Below are 13,353 nucleotides of genomic sequence, written 5' to 3'. Positions count from 1 at the left end.
CAACGTCCAATCAGACAGGCGGTTGCTTGAAATGAGCTCGATTCCGAGTGGCGAATGGCTCGCCAACATCAAGAGTGTGATGTTTGTGATAGGGTCTCTCGGAGCCGTGTCTTTTGCAGTGCTCGGAGCCGTCGCAAAGCTCTGCGACGAGAATCTGCAAAAATGGACCACGCCCACATCAGATCGTCAACGAGCTCTTTGGCGCGTCCGGGCGCAATTCCATTACTGGTTTCGCCGTCTGCATTACAACAAATTCCATGAGCTGTTTTATAAAGCAATCGAAGATTCCAGATCATTTCTGATGAGCAGCTTTCTAAGGCCTGACCCTGTTTTCGAAAACGAACCGCACCTTAAGGGATGGATGCCTTACCTGTTTCTGCTGCCCATGGCCGTGCTCTTCACCTGGGTCTATTACATCCTGCTTCAGACGCTATTGACGACCCCGGAGTTGATCATTCCGAAGTCACTGGCCGATCTATCCTCCGGCGCCCTCCCGCTGATCCGGTGGCATGATGAGGACAAGGCATGGGGAGGTATGCTCGTCACCCTTCTTGCCATACCGGTCTTCACGATCGTTCCGGTTACCTTCAGTATTGGTTGGGGATTTGCTGCTATCGCTCTATGGCATCAGCTGATCAGCGGATTGCCTGGCAACTTGGGCCAGTATTACAGATCCTTCTCTGCAATCCCGCGCCTTATCGTTCTAAGTTTTGGACTTACCGCTCTGGCGCTCGTGCTTGGAAAACTTACGAGCCCGCTGGCTCCCGTCCCCTTATCGCCGCGTACTTTTGCCGTTAATACCTTTTTTGATGCGCTGTCCGTTCTCGTTGCGTGGCACCTGCTACGCGAGGCACCGCCGCCACCTGGTTTCAGGCAGCGGCCATCGGCGCGCCTCTTCTTTGCAATATTGCGGCTGGGCGTCGTCGGCATTGCAACTGGCGTCTTCGCGATTTTGTCGCTTTACCTGAGTTTGCTGAAGACACCTAACGAGGTGCCTCTTGCTGTTGCGTTGAACACGTTCATCGCTCGACCGACCCCACCTGACGCACTTTACTCTTTGAAAACAGATTCAGGCCGACCTTTCGCGGAAGACATGATTGAAAAAACGAAAAGGGCAGCGAAGACAAAGTCCTTGAAAGTGTATTTGCAGCCTTTTTTTTTACTTCAGAGACTGGATCTCAAACGCTATTTGACCGGATAGAAAAAAGGGACGGAGAACGATTTTCACCGGACTTTCGGGAGCAATTCAACGCATTTAAGCGGTTGGCGGCGATCACTTTTTACGGACGGTCGGGGTACGGACCGTATTTCTGGCTAATGCATACGACAATGTTTCCAATGGCGGTGGTCCTCGTCATAATGCTCGTTTATGTAGCCACGTTTTTTCTCGGAATGACAGCAGCAGCCTGGGCGCGCCGCGCAAGCGAAGCCGACAAACCATGCAGCTATATGTCGGTATGCTTTGCCATATGCGCCGCTTTCTGCGGTGTCGTGGTGCTTGTGACAAGAACGTGAAATACTTGCTCGCGGCATTTACTCTTTTCTGAAGCCCAGTCTAGCAACCCTTACTTCGAATCTGGGCCGTACCGGAAACTACATGAGTTCACTTTTCGAACTGTTTCCCGACCCGGACCAACTTTTGAAGTTAGTTCCCGAGGAGCTGGCCCCTGTCCTTTTGAAACTCGCCCTGCCCCGACAGCAGAGCGCCGGCTTTATCCCTCACGCCGTCACGGAGCCGTCCGTGATCGAATTGCATAACGGCAAAGCCTATCCCATTCCTAAAGCCCAAATGGTCGATAAGCTCGTCAACAGCGCCTGGCGCTGGCTGGAGCGGGAAGGCTTTATCGATGCGACCGCCGGCATCAATGGCGACAATGGCTGGAAGAGCTTCACCCAGCGCGGCCTTAATGTTGCGAACGGACAAGATTTCTCGCAGCTGCGTATGCTGGCCGAATTTCCGAAGGCACTGCTTCACCCGACCATCCGCGATGCGGCATGGTCGGCGCTCATTCGTAGCACCAACGCGACCGCGCAGACACCGCTGGTCGATGCCGTCCGCGACGCGTTCATCAAGGTCGAAGAAGCCGTCCGCGCGGCTGGCGGCTATTTACCCAAGGATTTCGGCGAGCCTCTCATGACCAAAGCGTTCGAGCCAGATACAGGCCCGATGGGCGACCGGGACACCACCAAGCCCAAGAAGGAGCGGCTTGGACGACAAACTTTTTTTATCGGTGCGATGAATACCTACCGGAATCCGATCGCGCATCGCCACATAAGATCTGACCTGTCCTGGTGCCTTCTGCGTGCACTGCGGACACCATCCTCCTGCCTTTCCTGGTGCGTCACTCCAGAGTTTCTCCGGCCCGATTCGATCACATCGCGGACACTGTAGCCATTCAGGAAACCGAACGGCGACGAGGGCGCGTAGTTTGTCCTGGTCAGATGTTGGATCCCGGACTGGAGGCAACCGGAATCCCTTGATGCCAAGTTTTTTCTGGAGCCGCTCTTCTCGTATCGCCTGCGGATGAAGCATGCCCGCTGGCGGAAAGTTACGATCCCATTCCTCCAACCCGGCCGCTACGGCGGACACGGATGCATCCTGCGCCCTGAAATCAATCACCGCTCCTGGACCAAAGGTCGCCATTGCTCCGCTTCGACGTAGATCACCTAGGTCGTTGGCCATCTATTGTGCTCCCCTCAGCCGTTCGACGAGACGAAAAGGAGTTGCTGGCTCGACGGCTCTTAGCGAATTCGGAGTTGGCCACGCTTGGCCCACGATTCGACCGGAAGCTCGCTTGGCAGAGGCCTCCTCGGCGGACTGCATCAGTGAAAGATTTGCCTTCCACCAATAGTGCTGCGGTGAACGGCGGATCCAGCTATCTAGCCTCGCAATCAGCTCACTTTTGACGTCGATCTCCAGCTTGTCGATACGACTTGCTCGTTCAGAAATTTTCTCGATGAGATCTTCGATGGGTCTGCGATCCGTAGGCAGTTGATCGGGTTTTTCCAGCATACTTGGAATGAGGTGCCTTACGGCGGCTACAAGCACAGCATGGAGCGCGCGATCACGTGCTCGTGAGGCAAAGGGTGTGACGCTTGTAGCCTCGACGTCCCTGTAAAGGGTGGAATGCCATGTCTTGAACGTTTCGAAGTGCGATCTGTCGCGAGGCTTGGCATTATTGAGGACAGGCACTACCAGACCCGCAACGGCACCGCGTCCGACCCGGCTAGTTGCCTGAATATACTCGGCCATCCGAAGCAGACGAGTCGCCAAAGCTGCGTAATCGCGCAGCGGAGACCATGGCAGCCGGAGAGGACATTGCTGAAGCCATCCTGGCGGCTGGTGTCGCTCAAGCTTCCCCCGATGCCTCACCTAAGCTGCTTGCGATTGAGGAAATGGCTCGTGCAAGGGTTGGTATCTGGCGTCGTGGGGCGATAGTTCATGAAAGAGCGCGTTAAAGCACGCCATGTGCTCTTCCGGCTTAGCCTTCAGCCAGACCGTATAGAACGAGGACAGGATTAGATCGAAAGTTGCCGGCTCGGAGACGATGGGCCTCGATACGCAAGTCATCGCCGTCAGTGTGACCAACGTCAACGAGGCGCCGACGATCACGGAGCTCGGTGGAGCGGCCCCAGCCGCCGCGTTCCGATCATTCTGTATCGGCAGGCGTGAGCCAATGCCCCAGCCGCTCAGAAAATTCCCGCGGTGCCGCCAAAACTCCGGGTAGCGAGGGATTAGAAGCTCGCACGGCAATCAGCTGATCTTCAAGCCGACCCCCGCAAAGGAGGTGCAGAATTGGAAACATGCGGATCGTCAATACTGGCGTGAGCTGCGTCGACAACTAAGGCCGCCTCTGTGCGGACTACGAAAGAACGACTCGATCCGCACCTTTAAGAACGACTCGATTTCCCCTTGGTGTTGAACCTGCGAGGAAATTTGTCTCAGATTTAGTTAGCCGAACTTGCGGTGCAAAAAATTCGAGGGGGTTGATTTTCTGGCCATTCGGGGTTTCGTGTTGAAGCATCGCGTCAGGTCCGATGAGGCAAGCCGCCGGTTGATGCTGTAGCGTCCGAGGCGGGTGTCCTAAGTTAATTGGCTTTCTGGCCTCGGGCAGATACGACCTGATAATCTTATGTACACTCTGCGCGCCCGGTCAGGGCGCGCGCACCTTGATGCCGCCGAGGGCGTTGGCCGCTTTGACGAAATCCTGGTCAAAGCTGATGAAGGCCACGCAGCCTTCCGCCTTCGCCAGATGCAGACCGTCCGCAAAGTCCACGCCCTGGCGCATCCAGCCCAACGCCTTAGCCGCGGCGGCAGAATCTTCCAAGCTCACGCGCGGCAGCCCCGCGAAATCGGAGAGGGCCTTTGCACACTGGGCAGCGGAAAACCCATAGACACTCCGCAGCACCCACTCGGTCTCTAGCAGGACTGTGGTGCAGACGAAAACGTCATTGTTGTCGATCAGCCTGCGTGCCCGGGCAGCCTGTCCGGGATCGTCGCCCACCAGATAGCGGACAATGAGATTAGTATCGATTGCGAGCATGCCGCCGTTTCGCCTCGGCGGCGATCCCCGCTTCCAAATCCGCGATTGACTTTGCCGGCCCCTTATAGGGTAGGGAGCCAAACACGTCTTTCGGCCGGGTGGGCGCAAAGGCGGGCTTCGCCTTCAGCAACACGCCCTCGGGGGTATCTTCTACCACCAGTTCCGTTCCGGCGGGCCAGTGCCGCCGTTCCCGGATCGCCTTGGGCAATATCACCTGGCCCTTGGTCGAGACGGTGGTGGTCAGTTTCTGCTTGGCGGACATGGCGGCTTCATTCGGTAAGACAAAAGTAAGATAGTCTGGCTTGGGCCGAATCGCAAGGCCTGTCTATGTCGCGACCTCAAGGTGCAATGTGGCGTGGTCCACCCGCTCGCCGATCGGCCTCTCGGCGGTCAATGGGCGACCGGACGCGACGATCTGGAAGCTGGAGGCACCGCTGCGAACCGGCACTGCAGAAGCGTCAGCGCCGAGAAGGCGCCCTTGGAGCCGTGGTATCCGGAGAGCGAACGCTGATGAGGTGGCAGCCGAGGAGACAATGAGCGACCGCGACTAGAGAGGCGGTTTGCTGACGGACCAGCCTCAAACGTTTGCACGGCCATGGCGTCATTCCACACGATAATCCGGATAGCCAAAATGTCTGCTAGTAAGGGGAAGAGCGGAAGTGAATCGGCCTCGCGTCGAAACGGCGCGAATGCCGAGTAGGCCCGGGGAATTTCACCCCGAGCCCCTCACAGAACCGGACTTGACACTCTCGCGTCATCCGGCTCGTGCCACCGCGCGAAGGCTGCCGCCTTCCATTGAACATCGGGTTCCTCCCGTTGCCGGTTGACCCGAGCCAAATGGCGATGGCCCGCTCCCTTCGCTCCGCGGGCATTACACCCGCTTCATCGCTACTACGAAGCAGTCCGCCCCTGCCCGGCGCATCGGTACTTTCGGCCTCGCGATTGGAGCCGCTTGCGCCTTTTCCCTTGGCATCGCCGATCAGGTTCTCACGTTCCGTACAAGAGCCTGGTCGAGCTTCGCGCCGCCTACATGCCGGATGCCGCCCGGGCCGTATCAGGCATCCCCCGGGCTAATCCCGGGGGAAGGGTCATCCCCCGGTTTTGACATCGCCTAATCCGCTTTCGACACTTCATCGACGGTTTGCTTACGCTCGCCTCTCTCGACCTTGCCGTCTGGACTTCCTGCCCAGACTTGACTGCAACGCTCACCACCACGGCTTTTGGCCGTAGCAGCTTGCAGTGGCTTGGGATCAGCACCTGATTGCCGAACCCGAAGGGCCCTCCTTCATCTCTCGTACAGTTGCGCGTCGCCGTTTGGACCGGCGACACTCGTGACACACGACCCACAGCGGAAGTCGCGGCCGCAGGCGAGCCGCTTACACCATCGTCATCTCGCGCCTGAGCTGGGGGCGAAGACAGTCTTAGGTATCAGCGCGTGGACGCCGCGCACGATGTCCACCACCTGGGTCACGCGGAAGCTCACCGCGACGCTGCACAGCGCGTAGGCGTCGAGCTCGCTGATCCTCGCCCGCGTTGCCAGAAACTTGATCGCATTGCGCGCAGCAAGCGTCATCGCCGCGTTCAGGTCCTTGTCGAGCCCGATGACGATCCAATGTGTGTCCGTCTCCGCCACCGGCCAGGCCAGGTTCTTCTGCTTGTGGAGGATGATCTGGATGCGCAGCTCTTTCATCCGAGTCTCCAGCGCGGTGAGCGAAATCTCGCCGTCCCCCTGCACCGCATGGCTGTCGCCCGTATAGATCAGCGCGCCGGGCTTCCATACCGGGATGTAGAGCGTCGAGCCCTCGGATAGCTCGCTGAGATCAAGATTGCCCGCGTGCGGGCCCGGCGGCACCGAGCTCGTGACGCCGGGACTCAAGGGCGGGAAATAGCCATCGGGTGGCGCAACGCCCAAGGTGCCCTGGAAGGGCTTCAACGGAATGGTGATGTTGGGCATGAACTTGCCCTTCATGGTGCGCAGGTCGAGATCGACATACTTGACCTGCCCCTGAGCATAGTCCTGCGGCAGCAGGCCGGTCCCCAGCGAGCCCGGGTTGTTGAAGACGGCGCCCCATTCGTAGGGACGGATCCGCTGGTAGCGGACCTCCAACACGTCGCCCGGCTCGGCCTTGTTCACGGCGATCGGCCCGATGATCGAATGCGGGCCTCTGCCCGGATTGCTGACACGCAGCTTCGCCAGCGTGTCGATTGTTACGCCCGGTTGCATTTCGTTGAGAAAATGCGACCAGGTATCGGGAAAGCTGATGACATCGCCCGAATCGATAGTGAGAATGGGCGCCAAGTTGGCGTCGTACACGCCGAGCTGCACCGTCTCCTTAGTCGAGGGAACTACGTGCACGCGGCCTCCACGATGGGATTCGCGCTTCGGCGCCGGGCCGGACTCTTGCGCCCGCGCCAGCCTCGCGAACCATGGCTCGACCGCGGCGAGCGCACCCATGAAGCTGCTTGCTTGCAGGAACTTGCGGCGCCAATGGCCGCGCGCCGACAGATATCCTTCGCGCGAACGCTTCCTGACCGAGCTCACGCTGGATCCGCCCGACGCGACAAGCGACCAGGCCGGCGTGCCGCTGCTCGACGAGGACTACCTGATCCTGTCAACGATCCACTCCGCCAAGGGCCAGGAGTGGAAATCGGTCTATCTGCTCAACGTCGTCGATGGCTGTATGCCGTCCGACCTCGGTGCCGGCACCTCGGCCGAGATCGAGGAGGAACGTCGCCTACTTTATGTCGCCATGACCCGCGCTAAGGACGATCTCCATCTGGTCGTGCCGCATCGCTTCTTCGTCCACGGCCAGCACGCGCAGGGAGACAGTCATCTCTATGCCTCGCGGACGCGCTTCATTCCGGAAAAGCTGCTGGGTCTGTTCGAACGGACGGCCTGGCCGGTTGTGACTGCCGGCCCTGCGACACGCACCACCAGCCAGGGACCAAAGCTGGATATCGGCGCACGCATGCGCGGAATGTGGCGATAGACGAGAGATACCGAGGGACGACCGTGTGCAACCTCTACTATGCCGACCTCTGGATTATGCCGACCATTGGCCCAGAACTGTCTCTGGCTGCGGTGATCGCTGCGTCGGAGTCGGCATAATCCGATTGGTCCCACAGGTGTGTAGTCTCCCTCTTGCCAATTGAAGGGAGGCTTTCATGTTGATTGATCTGTCACGAGTTAGGGTTTCGGGTCCGCTTTCGGCATTCGCGACCGGGTTTGCCGACCACATGACAAGACAAGGCTATAGCCAACAGCAGGCCCGCATTCAGTTATTGCTGCTAAACCGCCTGAGCAATTGGCTTGTGAGCAAGGGGCTCGATGTAGGGGAACTACGAGCAAAGGAAGTAGAGCAGTTTCAGCTCAGCCGTCATGAAGCGGGTGACAAAATTCTTCGCTCTATCAGAGCGATGCAGCCGATCCTCGGATACCTGCGCGGTCTTGGGATCGCACCGGCGGCTTTGTCGCCTCCGGTCAGCGGAGTGCTTGAAGCGGCCCTGGCGCGATACCGAGGTTACTTGATACTTGAACGTGGCATCAGGAATGCGTCAGCGTGCCGGTATATTGAACTGATGCGCCCCTTCCTTCAAACCAAGGTCTTGCCGGACGGCCTTACTCTAGACCTTCGAAGCCTGACGGCGGCTGACGTCATTTCTTTTGTGGTGACAAACTGCCCTCGCCTGAGCCCTGGGACGGCCGGGCTGACGGTGTCGGCCCTTCGATCACTACTCGGTTTTCTTTACGTCGACGGCGCTATCGATCGGTCACTGGTGTCTGCGGTACCGACCGTTCCCGGTCGGCGATTAACCGGATTGCCGAAGGGATTGGCCGCTGACCAAGTGCAGCGCCTTCTTGCGTCCTGCGACACCAGCACCCGAAGTGGCTGTCGTGACTTCGCGGTCCTGACCATGCTTGTTCGCCTGGGCTTGCGGGCAGGCGAAGTCGCCAAACTGCAACTTGAGCATATCGATTGGCGAGGCGGCGAGATCGTGATTGCCCACAGCAAAGGCGATCGCTCCGAACGACTGCCATTACCTGCAGATGTCGGCGAAGCAATCGCGGCTTACTTGCATCACGGCCGTCCCGCAAGCGCGCAAGGCCGCACTGTGTTTGCACGGATCACGGCTCCGCATCACGCTCTCACCACTGGCGCGGTAACGCAGATTGTTCGCCACGCTGGCGAACGGTGCGGCTTTGAACGGATCCATGCTCACCGGCTGCGTCACACCGCAGCGACTCTGATGCTACGCGGCGGTGCATCGCTGCCCGAGATCGGACAACTCCTGCGCCACCGCAACGCCATTACGACATCGATCTATGCCAAGGTCGATCGCGATGCTCTGCGGTCGATCGCTCGCCCCTGGCCGGGTGTCGTCGCATGAACGCTCTCCGCAAGGCTCTCGCAGACTACTTTGTGGTTCGCCGCGCCCTCGGCTTTAAGCTCTATCGAGCCGAGAAGCTCCTCGGTCAGTTTCTCACCTTCGTCGAGGATCGCGGCGAAGATCATCTGACAACCGAGGCGGCGCTCGCTTGGGCGACATTCCCTAAGCGCGGTCGAACCTGGGCGTTTGCCCGGCTTTCCGTTGTTCGCCGCTTCGCTAAACACCTGCGCGGGATCGACCCCGCGACCGAGGTGCCCCCGACACACTTGCTGGTGCAGCAAAAAAGCCGAGCCACCCCCTACCTATATTCGGAGTCGGATATCGCGGCCCTCATCGCCGCAGCCGGGACGCTGCGGACACCGCACCGAGTGGCGACATTTCGGACATTGATCGCTTTGCTTGCAGTGACCGGAATGCGGGTTGGGGAAGCGATCGGCCTCGACCGCGACGATTTTGACTCCGTCATTGGACTACTCACCATTCGGAACGCAAAGTTCGGCAAGTCTCGCCAATTGCCGCTGCATCCGAGCACCGTGGCTGCACTGGTTGATTATCTGCGTCGAGACGACCGTCCGAAAAACTCGTCGAATACGCCGGCACTGCTGGTCACTACGGTTGGCACCAGGTTCCGCTACATGGGCGTCCAGCCCGTCTTTCGTCAAATGGTGGATGTCGCCGGCCTCAAGCCGCGCTCTGCCTCATGCCGTCCGAGGCTGCATGACCTGCGGCATGGATTTGCCGTCAATACCATCCTTGACGGATATCGAGATGGCCGGGAGCCGGGGAACCGGATCGCGTTGTTGTCGACCTACCTCGGCCACGTCGATCCTGTCAGCACATACTGGTATCTCTCAGCTGCGCCGGAGTTGCTGACGCTGGTTGGTGATCGTTTGGAGTGGCACCTCGGAGGTGCCGCATGACCGCACTTGCCCCAACCCTGCAAGCGTTCTTCACGGAACGCCTCATCCGCCAGCGCCAAGCTAGTCCCCATACACTTGCGGCCTACCGGGACACGCTGCGGCTGCTGCTGGTCTTCGCGTCCGCGAGGAAAGACGTCGAACCATCGAAGCTAGACATCGACGATCTTGATGCGCCGCTCATCGGCGCCTTCCTCGACCATCTTGAGAAGCAGCGGGAGAATAGCGCGCGCACTCGCAACGCTCGACTTGCCGCCGTCCGTTCGCTGTTCCGGTACGCAGCGCTTCGACATCCCGAGCATGCCGCCATAATCGAACGCGTGCTTGCCATTCCACGCAAGCGTTTCGACCGGAGGATCGTCACTTTCCTGATCGAACCGGAACTCGATGCGCTGTTCCGCGCACCCGACCGATCGACCAGGACCGGGCGGCGCGACCATACCTTGCTTACGCTCGCGGCCCAAACGGGCCTGCGTGCGTCAGAATTGATCGGCCTTCGCATCAGCGATGTTCATCTCGGCACTGGCGCCCATGTCAGTTGCATGGGGAAAGGACGGAAGTTGCGGATCACACCGATTACCTCGGGTATGGTCGCCCTCCTGCGTGTTTGGCTCGCCGAGCGCGCTGGTCAGCTGACGGAGCCACTTTTCGTCACCCAGTCGGGGACGTCACTCAGCCGTGACGCCGTCGAACATCGGCTCGCCAAATACGTTCAGATCGCCACCCGCGCCTGTCCGTCGTTGGGACAGAAAACCATCAGCATGCATGTGTTGCGTCATAGCGCCGCGATGCGACTGCTGCGGGCAGGAATTGAAACCTCGGTGATAGCACTTTGGCTCGGCCATGAGCAGGTCGAAACCACCCACATCTACCTACACGCTGATATGGGAATCAAGGAACGCGCACTGGCCGCGACAGCTCCAACGGTCGCCACTCCCGGTCGTTTTCGACCGAACGACAAGCTTCTCGCATTTTTGGAGGCACTGTGATTATGCCGACTCCAACGCAGCGATCGCCGCCGCCAGAGCCCGTTTTGAGCCAATGGTCGGCATAATCCAGAAGTCGGCATAGTAGAGATTGCACAAGGTTAGGTCTCCGGATCCGGATGCCGAGCCCGCGGGGCAAGCTGCAGCAGGGTGGCGGCCGGACGCCTGCCGGCTTTGGCGCACTTCCGGCATCGCAAACGGCTGGCCAGATCGTGCACGAAAGTGGTCGACGGGTGGGCGAGCGCCGCCAGATCGACGTCGCGAGCGGCCCTGCAGCGCGAGCACTCGATCTGCAGCGAGCTATAGCCGCCGTTGATGGCTTGGTCGATCGTCGGAGACGGGTCGACCGGACCGCCGTCCGCCCACATCCGCTCGTTCCAGCTTTCGCACAGCAGCTTGTCCGCCGTCCGGATCATGGCCTCGGCCTTAGCGCGAGCCTCGGCCGACTGCGTGGCCAAGATCGTCGTCATGGCGCGGGCGCGGCCAAGCTCCTTGGCGAGCGCCTTGCGGTCGCCTCCGGAGAGCGGGGTCGGATGGTGCTTGGGGGCCATGGGCCGTTCACCGCTACGGCATGTCGTAAGACGGCCAGCAGCCGTCTTCCTCGTGGCGTCCGGTCCGCTGCGTGCCAGTGTCGTCGAGCAGGCGCTGGCCGACGTCCTTCCAGGCCGCATCCTGACCGTAGAGACGGATGGCGTCGGCCTTCTGGATCTCGACGATTCGCCGGCAGCGCCGGCAGCCCACCCTCAGTAAATGTTGAGGAATTTGGCTCAGCCGCTGCGGGCGTGCGGACGCGCCTGGGCCCGGCTGCGCACCGGCGCGAGGGTCGTCCAGCAGCGCCTGCCAGTATTCCGGCGGCACATCTTGGTCCGGAGCCAGCCCGGCGACAGGACGCGCCTTTCCTGCCGACCGCCGTGACCATCTGTTCCATCTGCTTTCGGGTCGGCATGCGCCAGCTGGCCGGGCAATCGGGCATAGCATATATGAACACAACAAGAACATTGTTGTCGAGTCGGCCGAAACTCCGCAACTTATCGCCTCAGGATTTCAGCGGAGAAGTCGTGGGTCGCAGCTTAGCCATGGATACATAATGGCTTTAAAACAACCGGCGGTTGGATCATCTCATTGCCTGTTCCGGCCAAAGACCCATATCTTGCGGAACCTTGTAGAGCATAGGATTCGCGAACGCGTATCAAGAGACGCCGGACGAAGGTTGGAAGTAGCTGAAAGATGTTGTTTTTGCATGTCTCGGACATCCATTTCAAAGCACCAGAATGCCTCAACCCGGACACCGATCCGGACCGGGGCGTCAGGACCCGCATCGAGCGGCACCTGGCCGCCCAGGTCCAGAAGTTAGGGAAAGTCGACGCCATCCTGATCGGGGGAGACGTGGCTTTCGCAGGGGATTCCCGCGAATACGGCGAAGCGAAGAAATGGTTCGCTCGGCTCAGGGCCGTCAGCGGATGCGATAAGGGGCCGATGCTGGTCGTGCCCGGGAACCACGACGTCGACAGGGGAGCGGTCGGGAAGGCCATGAGCACGAGGAACGTGCACAAGGCCATCGCCGAGGAAAAGGACGAGTGGCGAGAAGGTACCTTCCGCGCCCAGTTGGCTGACTTGCAGACTGGCGCCGCGTTGTTCCACGGCCATGCCGCGTACAACGATTTTGCGGCGCCGATGCAATGTCAGATCTATCCCGGCAAGATTTACTGGAAGCAGGACCTCGACTTGACGCCGGACGTGAAGTTGCGCATCCACGGATTGACGTCGACACTCCTTTCAGGGCGCGACGGCAAGGACGATCCTAAGCCGTCGCTCTACGTGAGCCCTTTGCAGACCGCGCTGGATCCCGTGGCAAACGTGGTCAACATGGTGATGTGCCATCATCCTTTCGATTGGTTGATCGACGGTGACGATGTGGAAAACGCTCTCGACAGGCGGGCGACGTTCCAGCTGTTCGGCCATAAGCACAAGCAGCGGGTCCACCGCGAGGCGGATTTCGTGCGTTGGGGCGCTGGGGCGGTGAACCCGTCCAGGGCCGAGAAACAGTACGAGCCGGGCTACAATTTGGTCCGCATCGACTTGGTCGGGACAGGGCGCGAGCGACATCTCTCGATTGAGACGCATCAGTTCACCTACCAGTCCAATCCGGAAGGATTCAGGCCGATTATCACGTCGTCGGGCGAAGACGTGTTCAGGCACACCATCTCCTTTCCGGAAGACGTCGTCGCATCGACCGGCGCCAAGACGTCGCACATTCGGCCCAAACCGCCGGTCGACGCGAGTGCTGATGCGGAGGCTGCCATGGGCGCCGAGGTCAATCGCAATATTGTTGGCCGCTTCTGGGACCTGGATTCGAGCGACCGCCGCAAGATCGCGCTCGAGTTAGGACTGATTAGCAGGGAGGAAATCGCCCTGCCCGAACCGGAACGCTACGGCAAGGCGCTCATCAGGGCCAAGGAACGTGAGCTGCTCGATCGGCTCGACGAAATGATCTCCGAAAGGGAGGGGAAGTGATGC

At 59.9% G+C, this 13,353-nt stretch carries 12 protein-coding genes and 1 pseudogene; 7 read left to right on the top strand and 6 right to left on the bottom strand.

What is annotated here, in order from left to right:
* The first annotated feature begins 31 nt into the window (after positions 1–31).
* A complete protein-coding gene (locus V1293_RS25740) occupies positions 32–1,201 on the top strand; it encodes a hypothetical protein (RefSeq protein WP_334513287.1) in 1,170 nt (389 codons plus the stop codon).
* A 396-nt stretch (positions 1,202–1,597) separates the two neighbouring features.
* A complete protein-coding gene (locus V1293_RS25735; RefSeq protein ID WP_334513286.1) occupies positions 1,598–2,392 on the top strand; it encodes a TIGR02391 family protein in 795 nt (264 codons plus the stop codon).
* 291 nt (positions 2,393–2,683) lie between these two features.
* Here the strand turns inward: V1293_RS25735 and V1293_RS25730 are convergent, their stop codons facing one another.
* The 4 genes from V1293_RS25730 to V1293_RS25715 all read right to left on the bottom strand — a co-directional run bounded on the left by V1293_RS25730 (position 2,684) and on the right by V1293_RS25715 (position 6,999).
* Entirely contained in the window at positions 2,684–3,013 is a 330-nt protein-coding gene (locus V1293_RS25730; RefSeq protein WP_334513283.1) for a hypothetical protein, read from the bottom strand.
* A 1,141-nt stretch (positions 3,014–4,154) separates the two neighbouring features.
* Positions 4,155–4,544 carry a type II toxin-antitoxin system VapC family toxin gene (locus V1293_RS25725; RefSeq protein WP_334513281.1) on the bottom strand — a complete coding sequence of 130 codons (390 nt, stop codon included), beginning with the start codon at positions 4,542–4,544 and terminating at the stop codon, positions 4,155–4,157.
* A complete protein-coding gene (locus V1293_RS25720) occupies positions 4,525–4,806 on the bottom strand; it encodes an AbrB/MazE/SpoVT family DNA-binding domain-containing protein (protein WP_334513279.1) in 282 nt (93 codons plus the stop codon). Before V1293_RS25720 ends, V1293_RS25725 begins: the two co-directional genes overlap by 20 nt.
* Before the next feature lie 1,125 nt (positions 4,807–5,931).
* Entirely contained in the window at positions 5,932–6,999 is a 1,068-nt protein-coding gene (locus V1293_RS25715) for an acetamidase/formamidase family protein (RefSeq protein WP_334513277.1), read from the bottom strand.
* 43 nt (positions 7,000–7,042) lie between these two features.
* On the opposite strand from V1293_RS25715, the pseudogene V1293_RS25710 reads away from it, so the two are divergent.
* The 4 genes and pseudogenes from V1293_RS25710 to V1293_RS25695 form a co-directional block, all read left to right on the top strand.
* A pseudogene (locus tag V1293_RS25710) lies at positions 7,043–7,534 on the top strand (3'-5' exonuclease); the annotation flags it as partial.
* A gap of 175 nt (positions 7,535–7,709) precedes the next feature.
* Complete coding sequence (locus tag V1293_RS25705) at positions 7,710–8,933, top strand: site-specific integrase (protein WP_334511577.1); 1,224 nt, start codon at positions 7,710–7,712, stop codon at positions 8,931–8,933.
* Positions 8,930–9,853 carry a tyrosine-type recombinase/integrase gene (locus V1293_RS25700; protein WP_334511579.1) on the top strand — a complete coding sequence of 308 codons (924 nt, stop codon included), beginning with the start codon at positions 8,930–8,932 and terminating at the stop codon, positions 9,851–9,853. Before V1293_RS25705 ends, V1293_RS25700 begins: the two co-directional genes overlap by 4 nt.
* Positions 9,850–10,839 (top strand): tyrosine-type recombinase/integrase, encoded by a 990-nt coding sequence (locus tag V1293_RS25695; RefSeq protein ID WP_334511582.1) that lies wholly within the window; start codon positions 9,850–9,852, stop codon positions 10,837–10,839. Before V1293_RS25700 ends, V1293_RS25695 begins: the two co-directional genes overlap by 4 nt.
* Positions 10,840–10,937: 98 nt before the next feature.
* Here the strand turns inward: V1293_RS25695 and V1293_RS25690 are convergent, their stop codons facing one another.
* Together V1293_RS25690 and V1293_RS25685 are read right to left on the bottom strand one after the other, a co-directional pair.
* Complete coding sequence (locus V1293_RS25690; protein WP_334513275.1) at positions 10,938–11,387, bottom strand: hypothetical protein; 450 nt, start codon at positions 11,385–11,387, stop codon at positions 10,938–10,940.
* A 13-nt stretch (positions 11,388–11,400) separates the two neighbouring features.
* Positions 11,401–11,694: a hypothetical protein gene (locus tag V1293_RS25685; protein WP_334513273.1), complete on the bottom strand. Its 294-nt coding sequence runs from the start codon at positions 11,692–11,694 to the stop codon at positions 11,401–11,403.
* A 369-nt stretch (positions 11,695–12,063) separates the two neighbouring features.
* On the opposite strand from V1293_RS25685, the gene V1293_RS25680 reads away from it, so the two are divergent.
* Positions 12,064–13,350 (top strand): metallophosphoesterase, encoded by a 1,287-nt coding sequence (locus tag V1293_RS25680; RefSeq protein ID WP_334513271.1) that lies wholly within the window; start codon positions 12,064–12,066, stop codon positions 13,348–13,350.
* Positions 13,351–13,353 lie beyond the last annotated feature (3 nt).

It is taken from the genome of Bradyrhizobium sp. AZCC 1693, assembly GCF_036924745.1.
Classification (GTDB): Bacteria; Pseudomonadota; Alphaproteobacteria; order Rhizobiales; family Xanthobacteraceae; genus Bradyrhizobium.
The sequence above is the reverse complement of the archived record's forward strand: the minus strand, read 5'-3'. Positions and strand labels throughout refer to the sequence as shown.